At 62.5% G+C, this 25,497-nt stretch carries 23 protein-coding genes and 1 pseudogene; 11 read left to right on the top strand and 13 right to left on the bottom strand.

Annotated features, from left to right (window positions below):
* The first annotated feature begins 277 nt into the window (after nt 1-277).
* The 4 genes and pseudogenes from GTW23_RS03510 (at nt 278) to GTW23_RS03500 (ending at nt 3,045) form a co-directional block, all read left to right on the top strand.
* On the top strand, nt 278-1,171 hold the full coding sequence (locus GTW23_RS03510) for a glycoside hydrolase family 25 protein (protein ID WP_375590852.1): 894 nt from the start codon (nt 278-280) through the stop codon (nt 1,169-1,171).
* Nucleotides 1,172-1,231: 60 nt separating this feature from the next.
* A pseudogene (locus GTW23_RS23545) lies at nt 1,232-1,459 on the top strand (GNAT family N-acetyltransferase); the annotation flags it as partial.
* 35 nt (nt 1,460-1,494) lie between these two features.
* Nucleotides 1,495-1,737: a hypothetical protein gene (locus tag GTW23_RS03505; RefSeq protein WP_252914640.1), complete on the top strand. Its 243-nt coding sequence runs from the start codon at nt 1,495-1,497 to the stop codon at nt 1,735-1,737.
* A gap of 120 nt (nt 1,738-1,857) precedes the next feature.
* A complete protein-coding gene (locus GTW23_RS03500) occupies nt 1,858-3,045 on the top strand; it encodes a lytic murein transglycosylase (protein ID WP_252914639.1) in 1,188 nt (395 codons plus the stop codon).
* Nucleotides 3,046-3,049: 4 nt separating this feature from the next.
* Here the strand turns inward: GTW23_RS03500 and GTW23_RS03495 are convergent, their stop codons facing one another.
* Nucleotides 3,050-4,618 (bottom strand): cation:proton antiporter, encoded by a 1,569-nt coding sequence (locus tag GTW23_RS03495; RefSeq protein ID WP_252914638.1) that lies wholly within the window; start codon nt 4,616-4,618, stop codon nt 3,050-3,052.
* 374 nt (nt 4,619-4,992) lie between these two features.
* On the opposite strand from GTW23_RS03495, the gene GTW23_RS03490 reads away from it, so the two are divergent.
* From GTW23_RS03490 to GTW23_RS03480, 3 genes are all read left to right on the top strand, one after another.
* The gene (locus GTW23_RS03490) at nt 4,993-7,095 is read left to right on the top strand and encodes a methyl-accepting chemotaxis protein (protein ID WP_252914637.1); all 2,103 of its coding nucleotides are present in this window, start codon (nt 4,993-4,995) and stop codon (nt 7,093-7,095) included.
* A gap of 159 nt (nt 7,096-7,254) precedes the next feature.
* On the top strand, nt 7,255-7,758 hold the full coding sequence (locus tag GTW23_RS03485; RefSeq protein ID WP_252914636.1) for an RrF2 family transcriptional regulator: 504 nt from the start codon (nt 7,255-7,257) through the stop codon (nt 7,756-7,758).
* Nucleotides 7,755-8,396 carry a hypothetical protein gene (locus GTW23_RS03480; protein ID WP_252914635.1) on the top strand — a complete coding sequence of 214 codons (642 nt, stop codon included), beginning with the start codon at nt 7,755-7,757 and terminating at the stop codon, nt 8,394-8,396. Before GTW23_RS03485 ends, GTW23_RS03480 begins: the two co-directional genes overlap by 4 nt.
* Before the next feature lie 23 nt (nt 8,397-8,419).
* On the opposite strand, the gene GTW23_RS03475 is transcribed toward GTW23_RS03480, so the two are convergent.
* The 3 genes from GTW23_RS03475 to GTW23_RS03465 form a co-directional block, all read right to left on the bottom strand.
* Entirely contained in the window at nt 8,420-8,665 is a 246-nt protein-coding gene (locus GTW23_RS03475; protein ID WP_152007867.1) for a hypothetical protein, read from the bottom strand.
* 108 nt (nt 8,666-8,773) lie between these two features.
* Nucleotides 8,774-9,259 carry a DUF421 domain-containing protein gene (locus tag GTW23_RS03470; RefSeq protein ID WP_252914634.1) on the bottom strand — a complete coding sequence of 162 codons (486 nt, stop codon included), beginning with the start codon at nt 9,257-9,259 and terminating at the stop codon, nt 8,774-8,776.
* A gap of 158 nt (nt 9,260-9,417) precedes the next feature.
* Nucleotides 9,418-10,635 (bottom strand): alanine racemase, encoded by a 1,218-nt coding sequence (locus tag GTW23_RS03465; protein ID WP_152007864.1) that lies wholly within the window; start codon nt 10,633-10,635, stop codon nt 9,418-9,420.
* Between the two features lie 141 nt (nt 10,636-10,776).
* On the opposite strand from GTW23_RS03465, the gene GTW23_RS03460 reads away from it, so the two are divergent.
* Both GTW23_RS03460 and GTW23_RS03455 read left to right on the top strand, forming a co-directional pair.
* Nucleotides 10,777-11,688, top strand: a complete 912-nt coding sequence (locus GTW23_RS03460; protein ID WP_252914633.1) for a DMT family transporter — start codon at nt 10,777-10,779, stop codon at nt 11,686-11,688.
* Nucleotides 11,689-11,722: 34 nt separating this feature from the next.
* The gene (locus GTW23_RS03455; RefSeq protein WP_252914632.1) at nt 11,723-12,988 is read left to right on the top strand and encodes an amidase; all 1,266 of its coding nucleotides are present in this window, start codon (nt 11,723-11,725) and stop codon (nt 12,986-12,988) included.
* Between the two features lie 596 nt (nt 12,989-13,584).
* On the opposite strand, the gene metF is transcribed toward GTW23_RS03455, so the two are convergent.
* From metF to GTW23_RS03430, 5 genes are all read right to left on the bottom strand, one after another.
* Nucleotides 13,585-14,499 (bottom strand): methylenetetrahydrofolate reductase [NAD(P)H], encoded by a 915-nt coding sequence (gene metF / locus GTW23_RS03450; RefSeq protein WP_152007863.1) that lies wholly within the window; start codon nt 14,497-14,499, stop codon nt 13,585-13,587.
* A gap of 1 nt (nt 14,500) precedes the next feature.
* The gene (locus GTW23_RS03445; protein ID WP_152007862.1) at nt 14,501-15,514 is read right to left on the bottom strand and encodes an ArsR/SmtB family transcription factor; all 1,014 of its coding nucleotides are present in this window, start codon (nt 15,512-15,514) and stop codon (nt 14,501-14,503) included.
* Between the two features lie 205 nt (nt 15,515-15,719).
* Nucleotides 15,720-16,346 (bottom strand): MOSC domain-containing protein, encoded by a 627-nt coding sequence (locus GTW23_RS03440; protein WP_252914631.1) that lies wholly within the window; start codon nt 16,344-16,346, stop codon nt 15,720-15,722.
* A 117-nt stretch (nt 16,347-16,463) separates the two neighbouring features.
* Nucleotides 16,464-18,224: an ABC transporter permease gene (locus tag GTW23_RS03435; RefSeq protein WP_252914630.1), complete on the bottom strand. Its 1,761-nt coding sequence runs from the start codon at nt 18,222-18,224 to the stop codon at nt 16,464-16,466.
* A 9-nt stretch (nt 18,225-18,233) separates the two neighbouring features.
* Nucleotides 18,234-19,220 (bottom strand): ABC transporter substrate-binding protein, encoded by a 987-nt coding sequence (locus tag GTW23_RS03430; RefSeq protein WP_252914629.1) that lies wholly within the window; start codon nt 19,218-19,220, stop codon nt 18,234-18,236.
* A gap of 195 nt (nt 19,221-19,415) precedes the next feature.
* Here GTW23_RS03430 and GTW23_RS03425 point away from each other — a divergent pair, with 195 nt between their 5' ends.
* A complete protein-coding gene (locus GTW23_RS03425) occupies nt 19,416-19,838 on the top strand; it encodes a hypothetical protein (protein WP_252914628.1) in 423 nt (140 codons plus the stop codon).
* 41 nt (nt 19,839-19,879) lie between these two features.
* Here GTW23_RS03425 and GTW23_RS03420 read toward each other — a convergent pair whose 3' ends face one another.
* From GTW23_RS03420 to GTW23_RS03410, 3 genes are all read right to left on the bottom strand, one after another.
* On the bottom strand, nt 19,880-20,560 hold the full coding sequence (locus tag GTW23_RS03420) for an SDR family oxidoreductase (RefSeq protein WP_252914627.1): 681 nt from the start codon (nt 20,558-20,560) through the stop codon (nt 19,880-19,882).
* Between the two features lie 100 nt (nt 20,561-20,660).
* Complete coding sequence (gene ettA, locus GTW23_RS03415) at nt 20,661-22,310, bottom strand: energy-dependent translational throttle protein EttA (protein WP_252914626.1); 1,650 nt, start codon at nt 22,308-22,310, stop codon at nt 20,661-20,663.
* 72 nt (nt 22,311-22,382) lie between these two features.
* Nucleotides 22,383-22,613, bottom strand: a complete 231-nt coding sequence (locus tag GTW23_RS03410) for a hypothetical protein (RefSeq protein ID WP_252914625.1) — start codon at nt 22,611-22,613, stop codon at nt 22,383-22,385.
* Between the two features lie 135 nt (nt 22,614-22,748).
* On the opposite strand from GTW23_RS03410, the gene GTW23_RS03405 reads away from it, so the two are divergent.
* Nucleotides 22,749-23,693: an alpha/beta fold hydrolase gene (locus tag GTW23_RS03405; RefSeq protein WP_252914624.1), complete on the top strand. Its 945-nt coding sequence runs from the start codon at nt 22,749-22,751 to the stop codon at nt 23,691-23,693.
* Between the two features lie 23 nt (nt 23,694-23,716).
* Here GTW23_RS03405 and GTW23_RS03400 read toward each other — a convergent pair whose 3' ends face one another.
* The gene (locus tag GTW23_RS03400; protein WP_252914623.1) at nt 23,717-25,495 is read right to left on the bottom strand and encodes a hypothetical protein; all 1,779 of its coding nucleotides are present in this window, start codon (nt 25,493-25,495) and stop codon (nt 23,717-23,719) included.
* Nucleotides 25,496-25,497: the final 2 nt, after the last annotated feature.

Raw genomic sequence — 25,497 nt, 5'->3', positions numbered from 1 at the left:
CTCCTGTTCCGAAGTCCAGATGCCCCCTCATCGCTTAACAAAAAGTGACCACGCGGACGCCGTGGTAAACGACTGATTGATGGCATTTTTCAAAATTTAACGATTTGTCAGTAAACAGGGGAAGAGTTCAGGCGTGGCCAGGGTCCCGCAGGATGGCGCGGACCCGCAAGCATCCGCTAAACCACTGAAATGAAACACTGTTTCGCTGAAAGTCTCATTCATGCACTCCCGTAAGACAGTATTAACGCTATCGAAGCTTAGTTTCGCCTTGCGACAAATGCTGGGGCGCTCCCGGCCGGTACGCCAGGAGACAGCCGGCTGGCTGTCGTCCAGGTCTGTCGCCGCGCTGCTGCTGGTTGCCGCCACCAGCCTGGCCGGCTGCAGTTCGACAGGGCTTGAAGACAGCCTGCAGCCCATCGGCAACGCCAAGAAACAGACGGCGCAGTCGAACAGGCCGGACGTCAAGAAGCTCGATCCGCCCGGGAACGGCCGCTACGGCGACCGCAAGCCGGTCGATTTCGGCAAGTATCACCCCGACCGTTATCCCGTTCACGGCATCGACGTGTCCAAATGGCAGGGCGATATCGATTGGAACGAGGTCAAGCGCGCCGGCGTCGCCTTCGTCTTCATCAAGGCGACCGAAGGCGGCGACCACAATGACAGCCGCTTTCCGGAATACTGGCGCGGCGCCCGCGCCGCCGGCATCCCGCACGCACCCTACCATTTCTACTATTTCTGCCGCCCGGCGCGCGAACAGGCCGAGTGGTTCATCGCCAACGTACCGCGGGAATCGGTGCAGATGCCGCCCGTTCTCGATGTCGAGTGGAACCATGCTTCGAAGACCTGCACGACACGTCCGGATCCCGAAACCGTGCGCATCGAGATGAAGGTCTGGATGGATATGGTCGGCCGCCATTACGGCAAGCGCCCGATCATCTACACACCGGTCGATTTCCACCGCGAGAACCTCGACGGCCATTTCCAGAACTACCAGTTCTGGCTCAGATCCGTTGCCGCCCACCCGCAGGACATCTATCCCGACCACCCCTGGACCTTCTGGCAATACACCGGCACCGGCATGATGGACGGCATCAAGGGCGACACCGACATCAATGCCTTCGCCGGCAGCAAGAAGCAGTGGGAAGCCTGGCTGAGGAAATATGCGCGGTAGGCAGCGGTTTCGCCCCACGCCATTCCAGCCTAAGCTGTGAGTGGAACAGTGCAGAACCGGATGGAGGCGAAACTGCAAGATATTGAGATTCGACCGAGCCGGTCCGATGACATGGCCTCCATCGAGAGGCTGTATCCCGCGGCCTTCCCGGAGGAGGACTTGCTGCCGCTGGTCCGGCAACTGCTCACGGAAGACCCCGGCATCCTCTCGCTAGTGGCCGAAGCCGGCGATGCGACGGTCGGCCATATCCTGTTCACCCTGTGCGGGATTAGCGGAAGTGACGCCAAGGCCGCACTCCTGGCTCCGCTGGCCGTCGCGCCCGAATGGCAGCGAAAGGGCATCGGCTCAAGCGGGACGGCGTGGCCCATGTCTATGTGCTCGGTGATCCCGCCTACTACGGGCGCAGCGGCTTCAGCCCGGAAACCGGCGTCGCCCCGCCCTATCCCCTGCCCGAGGAATACCGTGAAGCCTGGCAATCGCTCGGCCTGGGATCAGCCCCATTGCCGGATCACGGAACTCTCGGGCTCCCGGACGTCTGGATGCAACCGGCGCTGTGGGCTCCGTGAAGCCGATCCTCCGGCGCCAGCAGCTCGGCAAGACCCAAGACTTTGCGCATCCAAGGAATCACCTCATCATCGCCACAAATCCGGGGTCCATTCATCGCCCCATCAGGAGTTGACGCCGCCATGACATCGAAGCTTCCCTTAGCCATCCTTCTCGCAGGCCTCGCAGCCACCCCGGCCATGGCGCAGGCGCCCGCCTGCGGCGGCAATTTCGCCCAGTTCCTCGAAGGCGTGAAAGCCGAAGCGATGGCCAATGGTGTCAGCGGTGAGGTTGCGACGCGCGCGCTGCGCAACGCCTCAATCGACAACAAGGTGCTGTCGCGCGACCGCGCGCAAGGCGTTTTCCGCCAGACCTTCCTCGAGTTTTCCAGGCGCTCGGTCAGTTCCAACCGCATGCAGGTCGGCGCAAAGAAGATGAAGCAATACGCCAACACCTTCGCCCGCGCGGAGGCCGAGTATGGCGTGCCGGCCGCCGTCATCACCGCCTTCTGGGGCCTGGAGACCGATTTCGGCGCGGTGCAGGGCGATTTCAACACCATGAACGCGCTGGCGACGCTGGCGCATGATTGCCGCCGGCCCGAACTGTTCCGTCCGCAGCTGATCGCGGCCGTCGAGATGGTCGGCCATGGCGATCTCGATCCGAACGGCACCACCGGCGCCTGGGCCGGAGAGATCGGCCAGGTCCAGATGCTGCCAAGGGATATCATCGAATACGGCGTGGATGGCGACGGCGACGGCCATGTCAATCTGAAGACGTCTTCCGAAGACGCAATCATGACCGCCGCGAAATTCATCAAGTCGCTGGGCTGGCGCGCCGGTGAACCCTGGTTTGCCGAAGTCTCGGTGCCATCGGGCAACTTCCCCTACGAGAAGTCAGGGCTGAACGGCGGCATGACGCTCAACGACTGGACCGCGCTCGGCGTCAGCTTCCCCAACGGCCAGCCGACCTCGCAGAACCTGCCCGCTGACCTGCTGTTCCCGCAGGGCCGCAACGGCCCGGCCTTCCTGGCGTTTCCGAATTTCTCGATCTATCTCGAATGGAACCAGAGCTTCATCTACACCACCTCGGCGGCCTACTTCGCGACAAGGCTGGCCGGCGCCAAGCCCTATGACGCGGGCAATCCCGGCAACGGTCTGGACGATGCGTCGATGAAGCAATTGCAGCAGAAACTGGCCGCCCGCGGCCATGATGTCGGCAAGATCGACGGCATTCTCGGCGGGGGCACCCGCGCCGCGGTCCGCGCCGAACAGCTGCGCCTCGGCCTTCCCGCCGATGGCTGGCCGGATCCGGCGCTGCTGGGCAAGCTCTGAAGCTCTAGGCGGTTCCCTTCTCGGGCTTCTCTGCCGCCGGCGGAGCACCGTCACCCGAAGGCTCGGGCACAGTCTCGCTGTCCGAAGCCGGGGCGGCTGCAGCATCGTCGGCGCTTTCAGCCGCTGCACCGGCTGGTTCCACTGGCGGCACGGCACTGTCTATGGATTCCGCCTTGAGCGCCGATTTGCGCATCTTCCGCTGATAGAGCGCGAAGCGTGCCGCGCGGTAGCGGGCCCTGGCAGCCCACACCACGTTCTCGACGCCGTCGAGTTCGTCCTCATAGGCCTGTGCCAGCGCTTGCTTGTAGGAGCTCAGGCTTTCACTCGCCAGGTCCTCGACACGCTCCATCAGATTGAACCAGATCGGCGACACCAGCAGCGAGATCGCCGTCACCGCGATCGCAAGCCGGTAGATGTCGGAGCCGAACGCGCCCGAAGCAAAGCCTGCAGCCGCCAGCACGAAGGAAAACTCCCCGATCTGCGCCATCGACAAGCCGGCCAGCAGCGCCGTCTTCGGATCCGATCCTGTGATCCGGAGCAGGAAGATGTTGAGCGCCGTCTTCAGCCCCACCACGAGAAGGGCCGCGGCAAGCACCAGAGAAATGTTGGCGAGAATGAAGTCGAGGTCGATCAGCAGTCCGATCGAGAGAAAGAACACCACCAGCAGAATGCTCTGGATCGGCTCGATCACCGGGATGATGCGGCTTCTGAGCGTGGAGTTGCCGATGACGATGCCCGCCAGGAATGCGCCATAGACCGGCGACAGACCGGCGAGACCTGACAGCGCGGCCGCCGAAAAGCACAGCGCCAGCGATCCGATCGCCAGCAGATCGACATTGTTCTCGATCGCTTCGGCAAACGGCAGCTTGAGTTTCGGATGCCGTCCGAACCACCACAACAGCCCGGCAAGCAACGCCACCGCGACCACCACCTTGAAGGCGACATCGGCAAGGTCGAACTCGTCACCGCCCAGGCTTGAGACCAGGATCAGCATCGGCACGACCGCGAGATCCTGCGCAATCAGGACGCCGACCGCAATCCGGCCCGGCGCGGCGCGCAACTCGCCCATCTCGTCGAGCATCTTCATCGCCACCACCGTGCTCGAGAGCGCGATGATAAAGCCCAGGATCAGCGTCTCCGACGGGCTGGCATCAAGCATGAAGGCCAGAAGCGCCGCCAGCGCCATGGAGGCCACCAGTTGCCCGCCGGCCACGATCACTGCCGGCTTGAGGCTGAGCACGAAGGCCTTGATCGACAGTTCCATACCGATGAAGAACAACAGCACCACCACGCCGAGTTCAGCCAGCAGCGACACGTTTTCAGATGTCGAGATCACGCCCATGCCGGTGGGGCCGAGCGCCAGGCCGGCCAGGATGAACCCTACCAGCGGCGGCTGCCTGAGCCGCATGAAGCCGAGCCCGAGAAGGGCCGCGATGGCGACGGCGATCGCGATCGCCACCATCGCATCGCCATGGTGCCCGCCCTGGCCGACAGCCTGCTCGACGACTTGCGCGACAGCCTGCTCGACCACGCCGCCAACCGCTTCCACTGCACCTGAAATCTGTTCTTCCATCAATTACTCCTTGCCGGCAAGCCTAGTGTGCTTTGCAGCAAAAAGGAAACGGCATTGATGCCGGAGACCGCGGATGTTCTGACGGCCGATAAGGGACTTGGACAATTCGCGGGCTTGATCTCTTGCTTTGCAATCATGGCTTTTGCAGTCCTCCATGACGCAGATCCCACCAAACTGCACCCCTATATTTCGAGCTCACCCGTTTACCGAACTGCAATGATTACAATTGATATTCATTTTAATATTTTAATTTGTGCATATTTTAGAGTTGCCTTCATTTCAGCGGATACAGCCTGCTCGTCACTGAACCGTGGACCGCAACAGCCACATGCCCTCGCCCGCAGCGGTATTTCTCCGCACCTAAGGATCCCGACATGATCAAGATGAACATCAGCAGCAAGTTCAACACACTGCTTTTTGGCGGCGCCCTCATTTCTGCCGTCGCTGTCGCAGGAACGGTGTTCACGCTGAGCGAGCTCTTTGTCTCCCAGGCAATGCAGGACAAGCTCACCAGCGTTGAGGGAGAGTTCAGGTCCGAACTTGCGAGTTCGCAGCGCGCGGCCACGATGCTGGCTCTGTTTGTCTCCGAACAGCAGACATCAAAGGATGCGATGGCAGCAGGCGATCGTGATACGCTGACACGCGAAAATCTCGGCGCATTCAGCGCTTTGAAAGACAAGTACGACGTTCGCCAGTTTCAGTTTCATCTTCCGCCCGCAACCTCCTTCCTGCGGGTTCACAAGCCCGAGAAGTTCGGCGACGACCTCTCCGGGTTCCGCAACACGGTGCTGGAGGTCAACAGGACCAAACAGACCCTGAACGGTCTTGAAGCCGGCGCTGCCGGCATCGGCATCCGCGGCCTGGCACCGATCTCGAAGGATGGCCAGCATCTTGGATCTGTGGAGTTCGGGCTCAGCCTTCACAGCGGTTTCGTCGAAAAATTCACGAAGAACAGCGGGCATCCTGCCGCCATCTTCGCCATCGGCGACAACGAACTCAGGCAGATCGGCAACACCTTCTCGGGTGACATCAGCCCCGACAAGGTTTTCGATCTTGCAGGCCTCGTCGACAAACGCGAGACATTCGAGACAATGCCCGGCACCGGCGAAGCGTTCGCCGCCGTCATTTTCCCGGTCAAGGATTTTTCCAACACCACCATCGGATTGGCGGTCGTGGCGGTGGATCGAACCAGCTACAACGCCATTGCAACGACCGGCCAGTGGGCAGCCGCAGCTGTTTTCCTGCTGATGATCCTGATTGCCGGCGCCATCTCGCTGATCAGCAAGCCGATGATCTACCGGCCGCTTTCCAGCATGACCGATTACATGGGACTGCTGGCCAAGGGCGATCTGAAGACCGAAGTTCCGTTCACCGGGCGCTCGGATGAACTTGGATCCATGGCCAAGGCCGTCGAAGTGTTCCGCACCTCGGCCCTGCGCAACATCGACCTCGAGAACGAAGCCGAGGAAACCCGCTTCGCTACCGAGGAAGAGCGCGCCGCCAACGAAGCTGAAAAGGCCCGCCAGGCGCAACAGCTTCAGGAAGCCGTCGCAGCCCTTGCCGAGGGTCTGGGGCAATTGTCCAAGGGCAATCTTGCCTTCCGGGTCACAAAGCCCTTCCCGGCTTCTCTCGAAGCCGTTCGTCAGGATTTCAACACCTCGATCGAAAGCCTCGAGGCGGCCTTCACCTCCATCGCCGGAAGTTCTGCCAACATCGGCCAGGGCACAGCTGAGATCCGCAGCTCGACCGACAATCTGTCACGCCGGACCGAACAACAAGCCGCATCGCTTGAGCAGACCGCAGCCGCCCTCGACGAGATCACCTCCACCGTCCAGGCCGCCCACCAGCGCGCCACCGACATCGGCCGCATGGTCAGCGAGGCATCCAGTGTTGCCAGCGAATCCGAGACCATTGTTCAGGACACCGTGACCGCCATGAGCGAGATCGAAACCTCGTCAAGGCAGGTGACGCAGATCATCGGCGTGATCAACGAGATCGCCTTCCAGACCAACCTGCTTGCGCTCAATGCCGGCGTCGAGGCCGCCCGTGCCGGGGAAGCCGGCAAGGGCTTCGCCGTCGTGGCCCAGGAAGTGCGTGAACTGGCCCAGCGCTCGGCAAGTGCGGCCAAGGAGATCAACTCGCTTCTGGAAAAATCCGAGGCCCATGTGCAGTCCGGTGTGGTTCTCGTGACCCGCACCGGCGAGGCCCTGCAGAAGATCGGCGGCCACGTTCAGTCGATCAACTTCAACGTCAAGGCAATGGTTACCTCCTCGCAGGAACAGTCTGTCGGCATTCAGGAAATCAACACTGCCGTCAACCAGATGGACCAGATGACCCAGCAGAACGCCGCCATGGTCGAGGAAACCACCGCCGCCGTTCACACCGTGTTCGAGGAAACCGAGACCCTCAACCAGGCCATCTCGCGTTTCCAGATCAGCGGCCAGGCAAGCCACCAGAGCCACGCCCGCGCCGCCTGACACCAACCAGCATGAATGCTGGAAGGACCACGTTCACCAGCCGGTGAGCGTGGTCCTTTTGCGTTTTGGCGAGCTCCGCCTCGACGGGCGCGTCCTGAACCGGCCATCCGCGGCAAGTCTTCTTGACATCATAATAATGGACATAACATATCCATTATTATGAAGCACTCTGAAGGCCTGGAATGGGCCATCCACTCCTGCGCCCTACTGGCCATGATGCCGCCGGGAACCCCGCTTCCCCGACGTCTGCTGGCGGAGTTCTTCGAACTTCCAGAACCCTATCTCGCCAAGCAGTTGCAGAAGCTGTCGCAGGCCGGCATCGTCGAGACCCGGCGCGGGCCGCGCGGTGGCTATGTCCTGGCGCGCAAACCCGAAGACATCACGCTCCTGCAAATGGTCGAGGCCATTGATGGCCCGGACCGTCATTTCGTCTGCACCGAGATCCGCAGATGCGGCCCGACCGGTGTCGCCGGAAAGCATTACACCCGCCCCTGCGGCATAGCCCGGTCGATGTGGAAGGCCGAAGCCGCCTGGCGAAAGGAACTCGCCGCAACAAGCCTTGCCGATATTCAGCATCTCGGAATGGCGGAAACTCCACCGGAACAAACCGCCAAGGCAATCGCCTGGTTTCAAGCCAATCTCTTGCAAGGCGAGACCGAATGACACCATTGCTTTTCCACCGCTGGAACTCGGCGTTCCTCGCGCTGTTTATCATTCTGCACTTCGCAACCCATCTCACCGGCGTGGCCGGAATAGAGGCTTACAACACCGTGCAGAGCGCGCTGCGGCTCATCTACCGCAATCCTGTCGTCGAACCATTTCTGCTGCTCTCGGTTGTCCTGCAGATAGGAATTGGCCTGCTGCTTCTGATCCGCAAGACCCGCCGCGGATTGCGTGGGCGCTGGGCCTACGCGCAGGTGATTTCGGGATTCATAGTCCTGTTTTTCCTCGCCCAGCATTTATCCGCGATGGCTCTCGCCCGCTGGGTCGAGGGTCTCGACACCAACTTCTATTGGCCGGCATCGGTGATGAGCGGCGCGCCATTCATCTGGTATTTCCTGCCCTACTATTTTCTCGGAGTTGTGGCGCTGTTCGTCCATCTCGGTTGCGGCATCCGGCTGGCGCTGTTTCGCAGCAACCTCAGGTCTTACGCCACGATTGGTTTCTGGGCGCTCAGCGCGCTCGGACTGGCAATGGCCGTAACAATTAATCTGACATTGATGGGCGTCTTCTTCGAGATCGAACTGCCACCCGCCTGGCTCACCTATCTTCAGGGGTTTGTTGCAGGCTACACGCAATAAGCAGAAGACAAGGACCAAGGCCGCTACAACTTGTCGAACTCGTCCTTGTCGACCGGCATCAGCATCACCGCCGTCGCCATCACCGCGAAGCCGAAGGTCGAGCCGAACGAGACCAGCAGGATGAACACCGCCGCGATCCGGCTTGAGGAGCCAAGCACCAGGTCTCCGAAGCCGTTGATGTTGAAATAGACCACGGCTGCAGCCACGAACCATCCGATCAACACCCCGAGAGCTGTATTGATGAGCACAAAACGGATGAGTTTGGGCATGCACGACCTCCAGACCAGCCAGACGGCTGAGTATCGAAGACCATCCTACTCCAGAACCGTCATTCGCACCGCGTGACACATGCGCGCGGTGCAATATCCCGGTTCATGTCAACGAGAAACGGCCTTGAACACGTTCAACGCCCCATCGGTCTCGAGCACCACCGAACAGGACGCGGGCATGTCGCCATGCCCGTTGGCATGCAGCGCAGCCGTGATCTCCTCCCGTGTCACCCTTTCGGCCCGCATCGCCTTGTCCTGGTAGACACCGCGGTGCACCAGAATTTTCGGCTCGCTCTTGATCAGCTTCTCGAGCGGCTCCCAGCGCACCGAGAGCCAGGTCATCGCGAACTGCAGCGCGATGAGCAGCGCCAGTGCAACGACCCCTTCCAGCAGCGGAACCGACTTGGTGATGATGATCGACGACAGCATCGAGCCCAGGCAGATCGTGACGATGAAATCGAACGCGTTGAACTTGCTCAGCGTTCGCTTGCCGGATGTTCTCAACATCACGATCAGCGCTGCATAGGCAAGCACTCCGGTGATCAGGATACGGCCAATTCCGGCCCAGTCGTCGAAAAAGATCGGATTGTCCATGGTCGGCATCTCCCGCGAGGTCATCGATTGCAAACCCGGCATCGAGACGGAGCGGACCGATGACCGGCTCGCCATCGAGTGACGGTACACCTCAATCCACCAACAACCGCTTTGGTTCCGCCCGCCGCCTCAATCACACCTCGGAAGGCCCCTCCGCCTCAATCCGCCATCGTTTCCAGGCTGGCAAAGCCATCAGCCCCCTCGCCGTCAAACGGTGTTGTCACCTCGACGAAATCGTCCGGATAGAACCCGTTGAACCGGGTTCTCAGCGACAGTGAGTAGGCGCCGATATGGCCGATCTCGATCCAGTCTCCGGTATCGACCGTTTCCGGCAGCCAGAACGGCCGTGACAGGATATCGACCGAATCGCAGGTCGCGCCGCACACCTTGAACGGCACCACATTCTCGGCATTGCCCTTGCGGATGCGCCGTGCCGGATCGGGAATGAAGCGCGCCGGCAGGGTGATCTTGCCGGTCCAGCTGTCCGAAAGCGAGGCCCAGATCCCGTCATTGATGTAGAGCCTGCGGCCCTTTCTCAACAGCACCCTTACCACCAGCGAAAACGCCCGCGCCACCACCACCCGGCCGGGCTCGGCCACCAGCGGCATGTCGTCGAAGGCCCATTCGGTGATATTCGACCTGAGTTCGCCCATCAGCTCCTCAAGCGGTGGCATCGGCTTGGCCTTGCGGTTCGGATCATGGCCGTAAACAGCCGGGAAGCCGCCGCCGACATCAAGCCCGACCAGCGCCACGCCGGCGCGGTTGCGCACCCAGTCGGCGGACTTGAGCGCCAACTCGTAGGATTCGGCCTCCTCAACCTGGCTGCCTACGTGAAAGCAAAGCCCCACCTTGAAGCCGATCTTGTCGAGCCGTTGCACCAGTTCCACCGCATGGCCGGGTGCCGCGCCGAACTTCTTCGACAATTCGTACATCGCGTGGCCCTTGGTCTGCAGCCGCACGAAGATCGTGATCGAGCCCGGATCGAGATCCAGCGCCCGGACGATCCGGAGCACCTTGGCAATCTCGTCCTCATGATCGAGCGACATCACCCTGATCCCATAGGTCTCGAGCGCCAGGCGGATATCGGACTGCGCCTTGACCGGATGCATGTAGAGCATCTCTGCATCGGGTGAGGCCGCCCTCACCGCCTCGAACTCGCCGGGCGAGGCCACATCGAAGATCTTCACTCCGGCTTCGACCAGTGTCTTGAGCACCATCGGCTCGCCATTGGTCTTGACCGCATAGGCCGTCTCGCCCGGAAACAGCTTCATGAAATGGCGTGCATCCTGCTTGAGTACCTCCGGCCGGAAACAATAAAGCGGATGGTCCGGTCTGAGCGCCAGGGCTGCGTCGGTTCCGGTGGCGAATCGTTGCATTTGGTGTCTCCAGATTGGTTCGCGACACTATCAACAGGCCGGACGACCGGCAAATGACGGTTGTCGGGCCGGTCGCGGATTTCGGGTGGTGCACATCCCTGACCTGTGGCAAGCAGCGGCATCTGCAGCCAGGAAATTTCAATGTCCCAAACCGCCAATCGTTCCATGGATCTTGCCACATGGAGCCTGCTTCTCCTGCTCGGGTTCATCTGGGGCGGGTCGTTCTTCTTCGGCCGCGTTGCCGTGCAGCACGTTCCGCCCATGACTCTGGTGCTGGTCCGCGTCGCACTGGCCGCCCTCGCACTGCATCTGGCGTTTGCCCGCCTGCCCGGCTTCTACCAGACACTTGTGAGCCGATGGCGCGAACTGCTGGTGATGGGACTGATCAACAACGCGATTCCCTTCACCCTGATCTTTGTGGGCCAGACCGAGATCGGCTCTGGCCTCGCCTCGATCCTCAACGCCACCACGCCTTTGTGGGCGGTTCTCGTCGCGCAAGTGTTCACCACCGACGAGAAGATCACCGCCGCCAAGCTGATCGGCTGCGCACTGGGGCTTGCGGGCATGGTCATGCTCATCGGTCCGGCGGCGCTCGGCATTGCCGACAGTCCGCTCTGGGCCAAGCTCGCCGTGGTCGGTGCGGCGATCTCCTATGGCTTTGCCGCTTCCTTTGGCAAACGCTTCAAGGGCATCTCGCCACGCGTCACCGCCACCGGCCAGCTCACTGCCTCGACGCTGATCATGCTGCCCATGGCCTTTATCGTCGACCGGCCATGGACGCTGCCGGTGCCACCGCCAGATGTCATCGCGGCGATTCTTGCGCTGTCGCTGGTCTCCACCGCCTTCGCCTATGTCGTCTTCTTCCGAATCCTCAGCGTGGCAGGCGCCACCTCCGCCTCACTGGTCACGCTCCTTGTGCCTCCCGCCGCCATCCTGCTCGGCATCCTGTTCCTGGGGGAAACCCTTTCACTCACCGAAACACTCGGCCTCGGCCTGATTGCGCTCGGGCTCTTGTCACTGGACAACCGGCTCGGCATAAAACGGGGCGGATAGGCCGAACGGCCTTGTCCGGTTTGAGAGGGGCAGGATGGACACCAACAGCATGATGAGCCTTGCGGCACTGGTCAGGGCGCGCGACGCGGGCAAGGCGAGCCCTGAACTGATGCTGGCGCTCTGCCGTGATGCCATCGCCCGCAAGGACGGCAGAATCCGCGCCTTCGCCCATGTCGCTGAGACAGCACCCGCCCAGGCCGCCGGACCGCTCGCCGGGATAGCCATCGGCGTCAAGGACATTCTCGACAGCTTCGACCAGCCGACCGCCTACGGATCGCAGGTCTATGAAGGTTACCAGCCCCGCGTCGACGCCGCGATTGTCGATCTCGCCCGCAGGAAGGGCGCCACCATCATCGGCAAGACCGCAACCACCGAGTTCGCCTTCTTCAGCCCCGCCGCCACCGTCAACCCGCACAATCCCACCCACACGCCGGGCGGTTCCTCTTCCGGCTCCGCCGCGGCGGTCGCCGCAGGCATGATTCCCGCCGCCATCGGCACCCAGACCGGCGGTTCCGTGGTCCGTCCCGCGGCTTTCTGCGGCATCGCCGGCTACAAGCCGAGCTACCGCCTGCTGCCCGCCACCGGAATGAAGCACTTCGCCCCGTCGCTCGATACCGTCGGCCTGTTTGCGGCCGGCGTCGTGGATGTCGCACTCTTCGCAGCCCTTCTCACCGGCCGCGATCTTGTGCCCGGAGACGGTGAAGCGCCTCTCGATCCGGCGACGATTCGCGTCGGGCTTTACCGCTGCTCCCAGCTGGAAAGCGCTGATCCCGCCATGCGCGATGCGCTCAGCAAGGCCGCGGATCTGGCGGCTAGTGCCGGTTTCGATGTCGGCGAGATCGGCGAACCCGAAGCCATGGCCCGCGCACGCGAGGCGCATGCCACCATCCAGAACCATGAGGCCGGCCTCAGTTGCGGCTCCGACCTGGCTCGTTTCAGAGACCGGTTGAGCGGTATCCTGACCAGCACCATCGAGGACGGCCAGGCGATCACGCCTTCGCAATACGACGAAGCACGAAGGCTGGCCAAGCGCGGCCGCGGCGCAACCCGGGGGCTGTTCGGTGAGGTCGACATCCTGCTTACGCCGTCCGCCCCCGGCGCGGCACCGCGCGGGCTGGAGACCACCGGAGATCCGCGCTTCAACAAGCTCTGGACCCTGATGGGCTCACCCACCATCAACATTCCGGGCTTCAGGGATCAGGCCGGAATGCCGCTCGGCATCCAGGCCGTGGCGCGGTTCGGCCAGGACAGGACCTTGCTCTCCGTTGCCGCCATGCTCGAAAAATCGTTCCGGACCTAGCGAAGTTCCAGGGCAAGTGGAAACCGGTTTCGCGCCCGGAATTCCATGACACAACATGCGAGGGCATTTTCGGTGATTCCGTTGTCACCGCAAATGTTCCGGCCCCTTGATGACGGCTGTCCCTGTCAGACCATTGCCGTTGCGCGGGCGCAAGCCGTTTACAAGTGCGGCGGAAATGCGGCAGGCCGAATTCGGTTGCCGATTGAGAAATCACCCTCATAGGCAGTATTTTACAGTTTCTTAACAGTTTATTAAATTGCTAATATTCAAATTTTTTCAATAAGATGGAATGCGGTCAATACTCGGAATTTTCAATCTTAGCTGCAGTGCAGCAACGATTTTCCTTTCCTCGGCCCCAAACCCGTGCCTATCATTTGCCGGTAAACGCGATGGAGGACCACCATGGGATTTACGCAGTCGCTCAATGCCCTTGTGATCTGTGCAGCGTTCATATTCGTTGGAGCAATGCTCTTCATCTGATCATGAAAAGCATTGAATAAAATCAGAAATTCAATGACGGGAGCGTTTCGGCGCTCCCGTTTTCTTTGACTATCAGACAGCCGCTGACCTGCAGCACAGCCCATCCGATCGGTTGATCAGGCGGCAGCGCCAACGGAGCCGGCATCGTCGCCGCGCAGCCCCAGCATGTGGCAGATTGCATAAACAAGCTGGGCGCGGTTCATCGTGTAGAAGTGAAAATCGTCGATGCCGCGCTCGACCAGGTCGTTGACCTGCTCGGCGGCGATCGCCGCTGCCACCAGCGCCCGGGTTTCCGGGTCCTTTTCGAGGCCGTCGAACCGCCGTGCCAGCCAGTCCGGCACCGATGCGCCGCACAGCTTGGAAAACCGCGCCACCTGCCCGAAATTGTGGATCGGCAGGATGCCGGGCACGATCGGGATGTAGATCCCTGCCCGCCGTACCCGCTCGACGTAGCGCTCGTAGATGTCATTGTCGAAGAAGAACTGGGTGATCGCCCGCGTCGCGCCAGCGTCAACCTTGCGCTTGAGCATGTCGATATCGGTGGCGAAATCCGGGCTTTCGGGATGCCGTTCGGGATAGGCCGAGACCGAAATCTCGAAATCGGCAATGGCGCGCAGTCCCGCCACCAGTTCCGCGCCATTGGCGTAGCCCTCCGGATGCGGCTCGTATGCGGCACCAACGCCCTCCGGCGGATCGCCCCTCAGCGCCACGAAATGATTGACGCCCACAGCCTGGAATTCACGTGCCACGGCATCGACCGTCGCCTTGTCCGATCCGACGCAGGTCAGGTGGGCGGCGGCGGCGAGCTCGGTCTCGTCGCAGATCCGGGTGATCGTGTTCAGCGTCGGCTGCTTGGTCGAGCCGCCCGCACCATAGGTCACCGACACGAAATCCGGCTGGAATGGCGCAAGCCGCGAGATGCTTTCCCACAGCTGGCTCTCCATGTCGCCGTTTTTGGGCGGGAAGAACTCGAAGGACACCTTGATGCGTTCGGAAAGAGCTTCTGCGCTTGAGCGGAAGGAGCTGGTCATGTCAGGCAATTCCTGTGCTGGAAGAAGGTGTATCGGCGGCAATCAGCAGGCGCGGGTCGCGGGCCAGCCAGATGGTCACCGTCAGCGCTCGGGTGGCGCCGGAATCAGGTGGAAGGTCGACGATCTTCTCGACCGTCAGCCCCGCCTGCTCAAGCCATTCGGCAACCTGGCCCTGGCTGAAGCCGAGCCGGGCATGGGCATGGTCGCTGCGCAGCTCTTCGTGATCATGGGCCGCGAAGTCGACCAGCACGATCCTGCCGCCGGGCCGGAGCATGCGGGCGGCCTCGGTGATCGCCGGCAGCGGATCATGCAGAAAGTGCAGCACCTGGTGGATGGTCACCACGTCAAAGCTCTCGCGTTCGAGCGGCAGGTTCAGGATATCGCCCTGCCGGACCGAGGCATGAGTGATGCCCGCATCATCGAGCTGGGCGCGGGCGATCGCCAGCATGCTGCGGCTTGAATCGATGCCGATGGCGCGGCGGTAGCGATCGGCCAGCAGCTCAAGCATTCGCCCGGTGCCTGTTCCCAGATCCAGCAGTCCGTCAAACGGAGTGCGTCCGATCAGCTTGAGAATTTCAGCTTCGACCTTTTCGTCGGCCACGTGCAGGCTTCGCAGATCGTTCCAGCTTTCGGCATTGGCAGAGAAATAGGCTTCCGCCCGGCTCGCCCGCGCCTGCTTGACGCTTGCCAGACGTTCGGAATCGCGCGCCAGGTGCGCATCGGAAGACGACGTTGCATCGAGAGCCTTCTGCATCAGCTTGGCGCGCACGCCGTCGCGCGTCAGCCGGAAATAGGCCCAGGCACCTTCCTGGTAGCGCTCGACAAGCCCGGCTTCACCGAGCAATTTGAGATGCCTCGATATCCGCGGTTGCGACTGGCCCAGCACTTCGGTCATTTCGCTGACCGTCAGGTCGCCATGGCTCAACAGCGCAATCAGGCGCAACCGGGTGGGCTCGCCCGCCGCCTTGAGAACTTCGACGCATTCCTCGAGAGTGAGGGGAGAAAGTGACAACATCCGGCAACCTCGAAAATGATATAAAGATATGTTTATGTCATTTTCGAGTTGTTGGCAAGCGCAATCTCGCGCAGATCATACAATCTGTCGCAATTCCCCGGGAACTCGGGCACTGGCAGGATCATTGCCGGGTCAGGCATGTCAGGCTCCCAAACGCCTTGCCGCCATCAAGCGAAAGACCTGCGGCGTTACCGGAAACGGGTCTTCACGCGCCGGGATAGACCCACTGTTCCCAGATCCGTGCGGTAACCGCTTCGCCGGCAGAAATGACGCCGGGTTTCTCCACCCAGGCCACCACCCCGCGGCGGCGTTTGGCAGCACTGACGAAACTCAGCGCCAGCCTGGTCTCATCCATATGCGGAAAATTCCGGGCAATCTGGGCCCCGGCAATCCGGCACGGCGCGTTGTCGCCATCGATCCTGAGCGTCACCCCGCCTTCGAAAAACAGCTGCGTGCGCGGCGGCAGCATCGACAGAAGCGGAATGCCCTCGATCACCAGATTGGCCCCGATCCAGCCGGGCTCGATCCGCTCGATTCCCATATCCCTTGCGGCCAGCGCCAGTTCGTCCGCTGCCACGATTGAAAGCTGACGCTCGTTGCGGATTTCGGTGCCGCGCGGATACCATGGTTCGCGTCCACCCGATTTGCGGGTGGGCCCGGCATGGTAATCCCCCTCCACGCCGTCAAACCCGATTGCCAGGGAAGAAACGGCCTCGGTCGGAAAATCTCCGCCCAGCGCTGCCAGCAGCAGCGGTGCTGTACCCTTGATCCGGCGCGCCGGGCGTATGTCCGGCAGAACCGGCGCTGCGTCGGGAAACATCGGCAGGGTCATTATATGCTCCAGGCTGGTAGGTCGATCCAACTTGAGGCTTACCCGTTCCCCCGCTGATGAACCAATCAAAAATCATGAACAGGGAAGACAGAGCCGGGTGAATGGCCGGAATCCACTCTACCCGCGCCGTTCCCTGTCCGGCCCGGCGAGCGCCTGCCAGGGCAGCGCATTGGGGGGCAACCGGCGCGCCAGCATCTGCATGGCCAGCATCAGCACAAGCACCAGCAGCGTTGCCGTCACCGCAACGGCGGCTGCTTCCGCCCCGAGCCCCGAATCCTCAAGGCTCAACAGCGCCACGCCCAGCGTCTCGGTGCCAGCCGACCACAGCAGCGCCGACACCGTCAATTCGTTGAACGCCAGAAGAAACACCATCAGCATTCCGGCGAACACCGCCGGAAACACCAGCGGCAGCACAATGTGGCGAAGCCTCTGGCCAAGCCGCGCGCCGTCGCAGACCGCCGCCTCCTGCACCGCATCATCAAGCGTCGCCATCGCCGCCATCACCGGTTTCAGCGCGATGGCGAAGAACCGGGCGTGATAGGCAAACAGGATGATCCACGGCGTGGCGTAGATTGAAACCCCGATCAGCGGCAGCGGCTTGATGAACAAAAGGATACAGGCAATCGCCAGTACGATGCCGGGCACCGCATAGGGCAGCTCGATGAGCGCGAAGGCAAACGCCTTGACCTTGGGTTTGGCCCGGTCAAGCACATAGGCCGAGACCAGTGTGATCACCGCAAGGCTGAGCGCCGCCCCGCCGGCCAGCAGCATGGAATTGCGGAACGCCCGGACGGTCAGATCCTGGCGGAACAGCACTTCCACATACTGCGCCAGCGTGAGGCTGCTGGGAGACAGCCGCACGCCATAGGCTGGCACAAGCGAGGTCGCCAGCAGCGAGGCCAGCGGCAACAGAACCGTCAGCGCGATGACCCCCCAGACCCCGGCCTCCACCGCTGGGCGCCAGCGTCCCAGTTCCCAGAACGGCTCGATGCGGTGATCGGTCTCGAGCCGGCTCGCCGACCGGGCCAGCAGCAGGCTGGCGGCGATGACGCCGGTGCCCGCGATCAGCGCAATCAACACCGAGATCGCGGCGGCGTCACCGATCGTGGCGGGTCCGAAACTCGCAAGCTTGCGAAACAGCAGCGTCGGCAGCGTGACATAACCCACCGGCAGCCCGAGCAGCGCCGGAATTCCGAAATTGCCCGTGCCGGCGACGAAGGCCAGGAGCGCCGCCGAAAGCAGGAACGGCCGCAGCAATGGCAGCATGATGCGGTTGACCACCTGCCACGGGCTGGCGCCGTCAAGCCTTGCCGCCTCGATCAGCGGCCTGGGGATCGAAGCCAGGCCCGAGGCCAGCGTGATGGCGACCAGCGGCGCATGGTGCAGCCCCATCACCACAATGATGCCGAATTCGCCGAGCATCGGGTTCGGCGTTCCCGGCGCGGGCGCGAGGCCGACGAGCTTGAGCAGCGGCGACGCCGGTCCGGCCAGCGTCTTGAACGCCAGCGCCGAAATCTGCGGCGCAATCATCAGCGACATCACCATGATGAACGCAAGCGCGGTGCGCGCGCGAAGCGTGGTGACCGACAGGATCAGCGCAAAAACGACACCAATCAGCAGCGCCAGGCTTCCCGACCCGAAGGCCACCACAAGCGTGTTGCGGGTTGCACGCCAAACGTCCGGGGCATCGAGCACCTGCCAGAAGGCGCCGAAACCTCCCTCGAATGCCGCCACGATCAGGCGCCCTACGGGAATGAGGGAGAAAACCAGGATGAACAGGGCAAGTGCCAGCGTCGGGCCCCGGCCCTCCCGCTGCCGCCAGCCGTTGGAAGGTCCGCGCCACGAGAAGCGCGGACCGGCAATGGATTGAACCGTCAACGGTCCGCCTTACTGGCCGAAGATATTGGCGAAACGCGCCGTGTTGGCCTCGGCCTCTGCAAGCGCCTTGGCGGCATCGAACGGCATCACCTTGATGGTCGAGCGGTCGGGAAATCCGGCCGGCACGGCCACATCGGGATGCGCCGGCAGATAGCCCTGGCTCAGTGCCAGTTCCTGTCCTTGCTTCGAGATCAGGAAGTCGACGAAGGCCTTGGCGGCGTCCGCGTTCTGGGTCGACGCAAGGATCGCCACCGGCTCGGAGATGGCCGACACGCCTTCTGCGGGGAAAACGAATTCGACCGGAGCGCCCTTGGCCTTCTCGCGGATCGGCAGGAAATCAACCACCATGCCGTAAAGCTTCTCGCCGCCGGCAACCTGCTTGAGCACGCCTCCATTGCCGCCCGAGGCCTGCGCCCCATTGGCGGCCAGGCCCTCGTAATAGCCCCAGCCGGCCTGCAGATTGCCCACCAGCGTGGCGGTGTGGATCAGCGCCGCACCCGAGGTCAGCGGCGACGGCATCGCGAGCTGGCCCTTGGCCTCTTCCTTGAGCAGATCGCTCCACGAAGACGGGATCATGGTGGCCGCGGTGTTGTACATGATGCCGGTGGTGATCAGCTTGGTGCCGAACCAGGTCTTGTCGGCATCATGGACGCCCTCGGCGTAAGCCGAAACATCGGCGTCGGGATAGGCCATCAGAAGATTGCGGCTCTTGAGCCCTTCCATGGTGACGCTGTCGGCGATCAGCAGCACATCGGCCGGTGTGGATCCGGCAGCAAGTTCGGCCTCGAGCTTGGCCATGATCTTGGTGGTGCCATCGCGCACGAAGGTCACCTTCACATCCGGATAGGCCGCCATGAAGGCGTCGACCGACTGCTGCGCATCGGTGTTGGGCTGGCTGGTGTAAAGCGTCAGCGTGCCGTCGACGGCGACGGCCGGGGAAGCGAGGAGAGCGAGCGAGGCAACGAGGCCGAGCGACAGCGGGATGATACGATTCATGGGGGCAACTCCGGGGTTTTCAGGGTCGGTTCCCGGGAGCCTTATGCAGCCCCGATGACACCCCGATGACACCACCCCCCACAACACCTCACCGGCATTGCAATCCTGACATGCAAGCCCAATTCACCTCGCAGCAACAGCGTGCTATGATCCCGCCGCGGGGAGCTGATTGCCACGATATCATGGAGATGATCGATGATGCTTGCCCACCACCTTTCAACACCCGCCAGCCTCGCCCTTGCTCTGCTGCTGGTCCATCCCGCAGCTTCACTCGCCGCGGACCTCTCCTGCAACGGCCTTCTCGAGACCGGCCAGACCATGATCTGCTCCGGCTTCGAGCCCAACTGGGCGCTGGAGATCACCTGCAACGGCGAAGCCGCATCAAACTTGATCGACGCCTTCTCGGGCGACGGCATCCAGACCACGCCGGGCACCGTCACTTTCACAACCGAAAACCCCTGGCAACTCGAAACCAGCCACCCGGTTTCAGGCTCGATCGCCTACACGCCGGGCAGTTGCACCGACGAGAGCGATGCCGTGCGCGACTTTACTTTCACCCCCACCGCCGCACCGGGCCTGTCGGAGCCGTTCTTCCCGTTCTGCTGCCGGATCAGGTAGTCGCACGAGGCGAGACAACATGCTGCCTTAGGTCAGCGGCTTCACCACTCGGACGGCGAACCGTCCCAGTTGTAAAACCGTCCGGTCCCTTCGAGCGTCAGCCCCTCGGCGAGTGCGAGGATTCCGCTTGCACTCTCGGTCGCATCGATATCGGCGCCCGCCCCGCCCATATCTGTGCGGACCCAGCCCGGATGCACCAGCGCCACGGCGATGCCCATCGGCGCGAGATCGGTGGCGAGCCCCTGCATCACCTTGTTGACCGCCGCCTTCGACGCCCGGTAGGCGATCCTGTCGGACTTGGCGTAGGACATCCGCCCCATTTGCGAGGAGACCGTCACGATACGTGGGTTGGTGCTTTTCTTGAGCTGCGGCAGGAAAGCCTGGCTTACCGCCAGCGGCGCCAGCGTGTTGACGGCCAGAGTCTGCGCGAACCCGTCGAAATCCATGTCCAGCGTCGACTGCCGCTCGGGCCCGATGATACCGGCATTGTTGATCAGGATATCGATCGGCGCATCGATGGCTTCCGCCGCCGCCCGCACCGCCGCATGGTCGGTGACATCGAACCTGAGATCATGAAACTTCGGATGTTCGCAGATATGTGCGTCCGCATCGGTGACTTCGCCGCGCGCCGAGCCATACACGGTCCAGCCCTTGGCCAAAGCCTGTTTGGCCATTTCCAGCCCGATGCCGCGATTGGTTCCGGTAATGAGGATGGTGGTCATGACTGGGATCTCTCAGGTCGGGGACAGTTTACTTTTCTTGCTGATTTTCAGCGCATCAGCAACAAAGTAAACTGTCCCCGATTTTCCCTAACTCCGCTCCCTACCGCTTCAACGGCTTGTACGTCACCCTTCTCGGATTGACGCTGTCGGCACCAAGCCTCCGGATCTTGTCGGCTTCGTAGTCCTCGAAATTGCCCTCGAACCATTCGACATGGCTGTCGCCTTCAAAGGCAAGAATGTGGGTGGCGAGACGGTCGAGGAACATGCGGTCATGCGAGATGATGACGGCGCAGCCAGCGAAATTTTCCAGCGCATCTTCGAGCGCGCCGAGCGTTTCGGTGTCGAGGTCATTGGTCGGCTCATCGAGCAGCAGCAGGTTCCCGCCCGATTTCAAGAGCTTGGCCAGGTGCACCCGGTTGCGCTGGCCGCCCGAAAGCGTGCCCACCTTCTGCTGCTGGTCGCCGCCCTTGAAGTTGAACGTCGAGCAATAGGCGCGGGAGTTCATCTCGTGCTTGCCGAGCTTGATGATGTCGTTGCCGCCGGAGATTTCCTCCCAGACAGTCTTGCTGCCGTCAAGCGAATCGCGGCTCTGGTCGACATAGGCGAGCTGCACGGTTTCACCCACGGTGACAGTGCCCGAATCAGGCTGTTCCTGGCCGGTAATCATCCGGAACAGCGTGGTCTTGCCCGCACCGTTGGGACCGATCACGCCGACAATGCCGCCGGGTGGCAGCTTGAAGCTGAGATCATCGATCAGCAGCCGGTCGCCATAGGCCTTGGAAATACCTTCGACATCGATCACCTGGTTGCCCAGCCGCTCTCCGGTCGGAATCACGATCTGCGCTTCGCCGGGTCGCCGGTCGCCGGCGGCTTTCACCAGCTCGTCATAGGCACGGATACGCGCCTTCGACTTGGCCTGGCGGGCTTTCGGCGACGACGCGATCCATTCCTGTTCGCGCGCCAGCGATTTCTGACGGGACGCTTCCTCGCGGCCTTCCTGCTTCATCCGCTTGGCCTTGGCGTCGAGATAGGCGGTGTAGTTGCCCTCGTAGGGAATGCCACGGCCGCGGTCGAGCTCGAGAATCCAGCCCGTCACATTGTCAAGGAAGTAGCGGTCATGGGTGATCATGATCACGGCGCCGGGATATTCGCGCAGGTGCTTTTCGAGCCAGGCGATGCTTTCGGCATCGAGATGGTTGGTCGGCTCGTCAAGCAGGATCAGGTCGGGCTGCCTGAGCAGCAGCGCGCACAGCGCCACGCGGCGCTTCTCGCCGCCCGACAGCGCGTCGACCGAGGCTTCCGGCGGCGGGCAGCGCAGCGCTTCCATCGCCATCTCGACCTGGCTGTCGAGATCCCAAAGGTTCTGGCTGTCGATGATGTCCTGGAGTTTCGCGCCCTCGTCGGCGGTCTCGTCGGAATAGTTCATCATCAGCTCGTTGTAGCGGTCGAGGATCGCCTGCTTGTCGGCCACGCCCTGCATGACGTTGCCGAGCACGTTCAGGCTCTCGTCGAGCTGCGGCTCCTGCGGCAGGTAGCCCAGCGTCGCACCTTCGGCCAGCCAGGCCTCGCCGGTGAACTCGCTGTCCAGTCCGGCCATGATCTTCAGGACCGTCGATTTACCCGCGCCGTTGGGGCCGAGAATACCGATCTTGGCGTCCGGGTAGAACGACAGGTGAATGTTTTCGAGGATCTTCTTGGCGCCATAGGACTTGTTGAGTCCCGCCATGTGATAGATGAACTGCCGTGCCACGATACGCTCCAGACATGATTTGGATAATTGCCCGCTGTCTAGTCGAATTGGCGCTCAAGGGCAATGATCGGCTTAGGCCGAGAAACCGACCGCTACGCCCTTCTTGCGGAAATAGGACTGCATGATCTTGCGGCCCTGCCGGTTGGGCTGCACCAGCTTGCCCGGCTCGAACACCGCTTCCTTCACGCCCTCGCGCGCCATCGCGGCCTTCAGCGCGGCAATGTGGATGTCGAGGTCTTCATTGTCATTGTTGATCGACGTGTAGATATTGTCGATGGCTTGGTTGAGGGTCAGATCGCTCACGTATCGGCACTCCATGGCTCGTTGCCCCTCAACTAGCGATTTTTGCGCCAAGAGCAAGCGCGGCACGCATTGGCGGCGCGGTCGATCTCCGATCATTGCTCTTGATTTTCCTCCGTCGGCCATGGCCAATGGGTCATGAGCGATTTTTCAGCCTTTCCCCATTCGAGCCCGAGCGGCGCAACGCTGGCCGTCCGCCACGTGCCGGCAACAATCACACCGCGCGCCGTGGTGCAGATCAATCACGGCCTGGCCGAACACGCCGCCCGCTACCAGCGTTTCGCCCGCTTTCTCGCGACCCGCGGCTATCATGTCTATGTCCACGACCACCGCGGCCACGGCGCAACCCGCGCGTCTGATTCGATCCCCGGCGCCTTTGCCTCGAAAGACGGCGCATCGAAGGTGATCGCCGATGTCGCCGCCATCCACGCCCTGATCGGCGAGCGTCATCCGGGTCTGCCGGTCGTCACCTTCGGCCATTCGATGGGCGGGCTGATCGCGCTCAATTTCGCTGAGACCCATCCCGCGGCCAGCGCCGCGCTGGCGGTCTGGAACTCCAATTTCAATGCCGGACTGGCCGGCCGCGCCGGTCAGGTTGCCCTCAGGCTTGAAGCCTTTTTCAAGGGCTCGGACACGCCGAGCGCGATTCTGCCCAAGCTCACCTTTCAGGCCTGGGCAAATGCCATGCCCGACCGCCGCACCGACTTCGACTGGCTGTCGCGCGATCCGCTCGAGGTCGATCTCTATGTTGTCGACCCGCTGAGCGGCTGGGACGCGACGGTGAGCATGTGGCAGGACGTGTTCAGGCTGATCTATGCCGGCGGAGACGCCGTCAATCTGGCGAAACTGCCGAAGGCCCTGCCGGTTCACCTGATCGGCGGCGCCGAGGATCCGGCAACCGACAAGGGCGAGGCGATTGCCTGGCTTGCCGAACAGATGCAGAAGGCCGACCTGAGCGATGTCACGGTCGAGATCCTTGCCGCAACCCGGCACGAGACGCTCAACGAGATCAACCGCGACCAGTCAATGGCCGGTTTCGCCGCCTGGCTCGACAGCCGCATTGCCGCCCCGATGCAGGCCTGATCGGCGCGGCAAAATCCGGCGCCTCAGCGCAGGGCGCCGTGGTCGATCGCAAACAGCATGAACGTGTCGTCAGCTCCGCTCAGCCGCCTCAGGCCGGGCCAGTCGCCGCCACGGGCGACGACGGCAAACAACGTGTCAGCTCCAACGGAGTCCGGCACGGGCAAGCGGCACAGCGCAATGTAATCGAAGTCCCCGAGCGCCGCACGGCGGGTCGCGCCGTCGGTGGAGGCAAAGCCCTGCAGGGTCCTGCGCATGCCGGGTGCCGCCCGGTGAAAGGACACGGAAGCAACCGTCATCCCCGGTGGCAGCTGGTCCATCAGTTGCAACCCCAGCCAGGGCGGCGCCATGATCCGGCCCGGTTCAACCCGTTCGAGAACGCTCACATCAGCCTGTTCGCAATGGGGATAGGCCAGGTAATCCACCACGTCGAATTGCTCGGATCGGGCAGGCACCAGGGCCTGCAACGCCAGGCCTGTTGCTGCAACCAGCGCCACCGCTCCCGCCAGCAACTTCGACGTGGCTTGTCTCTTGTGTGAGACCATGCTCAGGACATAGGGCACGAAAAGCGTCGCCAGAGCGATCGGAAACCGCACGTAGCGGGTCTGCAGCAGCGTCAGCACCAGCGCGACGACGGCGCATGCATAGATAATGGCAAGCGCCGAACGTCCCTTTCTCAGCGTCGCCAGAACCATCGGTGCGGACACCGCCAGAACAACCGCCAGGGTGCCGAGCACCACCAGTGTGGCCGAATTGCCGTTCTGGAAATAGAGCAGGAATGATTTCTCCTGCTCTACCCGCTCCAGCCAGAAGGTCCGCGAGAGCGGATCGATCATGTGATAAGGCCCCTGCAGGCAAAGCGGATACTGCCAGCCCAGCCAGCCGGCGAGCGCCGCACCTGCCAGAACCAGGAGCGCGCCCCGCCCGATCCAACCCGCCCGGACAGGCATCCCGGCAAGCGCCGCGATGATGCCGCCATAGCCCGCAAGCGCGATCGCGAAGGGAGCGGACAGGGCATCGCACTGGGTCGAGACAAGCTCCGAAGGCCCGATCAGCAATAACCCGAAAAGCGGCGTCGCCACCAGCATGGTCAGTCCAAGCGCGAAGGCAAATGCCCGGCTTCCCGGCCGGTCGAGCATCCAGCACAGGCTGACCCCGCCCAGAACGACACTGATCACGGGCAGCAGTTCCAGCCCGACGGCAACCGAGCCAACGCAGCCGATCCCGGCCAGCACCGCGCCGCGCGGCGTCCAGAGGCTCAGGCCCCAGAAACTGAGCATGATCAGCAGCAATTGCACATTATGGTGGTCGATCCGGCCCGGGCTGAACTCCCACAGCGCCAGCCACATCAGCATGAGGCTGGCGATCAGGCCGACCCTTTCCACTGGCACGATCCCGTCGAACATCGCCAGAAGTGTCTTGACCAGGATTGCGCAGAAACCCACCAGCATGATCATTGGAACGAATGAGAACGCAGCTTGCAGCGCGGTCTCTGTCCCCAGCACCGGGCTCAACACCCAGGCGAAGACCGCATAGGGCAGATCGACCAGCCGCGACCAGGGAGAGATGTAAGCCTCGGGCATCTGGATCATCGGGATGGTCCGGTCGAACCAGGATCCGCCCTCGACCAGCAACCGGATCTGGACGGCCCGCAGATCGTCATCGATGTCGCCGAGAAAGTTGACGCCGTCGACGGCATCAAACAGCACCATCGGCAAGGTCACGCAGAGCGCCAGCAGGAACAGCGGCCAGAATCGCGCTGTTTTTTCGCTGTCCCGGGCCATTGCCGGCTCTGATGTGGCCATGT

This window comes from Parahoeflea alexandrii, assembly GCF_024105735.1.
Classification (GTDB): domain Bacteria; phylum Pseudomonadota; class Alphaproteobacteria; order Rhizobiales; family Rhizobiaceae; genus Hoeflea; species Hoeflea alexandrii.
Note: the sequence above shows the minus strand (reverse complement) of the source record. Positions and strands in the feature narration are given on the sequence as shown.

Coding starts and splice junctions, on each gene's coding strand:
- GTW23_RS03510 (WP_375590852.1), top strand. CDS start 278: ATGCTGGGGCGCTCCCGGCCGGTACGCCAGGAGACAGCCGGCTGGCTG.
- GTW23_RS03505 (WP_252914640.1), top strand. CDS start 1,495: ATGGCAGCGAAAGGGCATCGGCTCAAGCGGGACGGCGTGGCCCATGTC.
- GTW23_RS03500 (WP_252914639.1), top strand. CDS start 1,858: ATGACATCGAAGCTTCCCTTAGCCATCCTTCTCGCAGGCCTCGCAGCC.
- GTW23_RS03495 (WP_252914638.1), bottom strand. CDS start 4,618: ATGGAAGAACAGATTTCAGGTGCAGTGGAAGCGGTTGGCGGCGTGGTC.
- GTW23_RS03490 (WP_252914637.1), top strand. CDS start 4,993: ATGATCAAGATGAACATCAGCAGCAAGTTCAACACACTGCTTTTTGGC.
- GTW23_RS03485 (WP_252914636.1), top strand. CDS start 7,255: ATGAAGCACTCTGAAGGCCTGGAATGGGCCATCCACTCCTGCGCCCTA.
- GTW23_RS03480 (WP_252914635.1), top strand. CDS start 7,755: ATGACACCATTGCTTTTCCACCGCTGGAACTCGGCGTTCCTCGCGCTG.
- GTW23_RS03475 (WP_152007867.1), bottom strand. CDS start 8,665: ATGCCCAAACTCATCCGTTTTGTGCTCATCAATACAGCTCTCGGGGTG.
- GTW23_RS03470 (WP_252914634.1), bottom strand. CDS start 9,259: ATGGACAATCCGATCTTTTTCGACGACTGGGCCGGAATTGGCCGTATC.
- GTW23_RS03465 (WP_152007864.1), bottom strand. CDS start 10,635: ATGCAACGATTCGCCACCGGAACCGACGCAGCCCTGGCGCTCAGACCG.
- GTW23_RS03460 (WP_252914633.1), top strand. CDS start 10,777: ATGTCCCAAACCGCCAATCGTTCCATGGATCTTGCCACATGGAGCCTG.
- GTW23_RS03455 (WP_252914632.1), top strand. CDS start 11,723: ATGGACACCAACAGCATGATGAGCCTTGCGGCACTGGTCAGGGCGCGC.
- metF (WP_152007863.1), bottom strand. CDS start 14,499: ATGACCAGCTCCTTCCGCTCAAGCGCAGAAGCTCTTTCCGAACGCATC.
- GTW23_RS03445 (WP_152007862.1), bottom strand. CDS start 15,514: ATGTTGTCACTTTCTCCCCTCACTCTCGAGGAATGCGTCGAAGTTCTC.
- GTW23_RS03440 (WP_252914631.1), bottom strand. CDS start 16,346: ATGACCCTGCCGATGTTTCCCGACGCAGCGCCGGTTCTGCCGGACATA.
- GTW23_RS03430 (WP_252914629.1), bottom strand. CDS start 19,220: ATGAATCGTATCATCCCGCTGTCGCTCGGCCTCGTTGCCTCGCTCGCT.
- GTW23_RS03425 (WP_252914628.1), top strand. CDS start 19,416: ATGATGCTTGCCCACCACCTTTCAACACCCGCCAGCCTCGCCCTTGCT.
- GTW23_RS03420 (WP_252914627.1), bottom strand. CDS start 20,560: ATGACCACCATCCTCATTACCGGAACCAATCGCGGCATCGGGCTGGAA.
- GTW23_RS03405 (WP_252914624.1), top strand. CDS start 22,749: ATGAGCGATTTTTCAGCCTTTCCCCATTCGAGCCCGAGCGGCGCAACG.
- GTW23_RS03400 (WP_252914623.1), bottom strand. CDS start 25,495: ATGGCCACATCAGAGCCGGCAATGGCCCGGGACAGCGAAAAAACAGCG.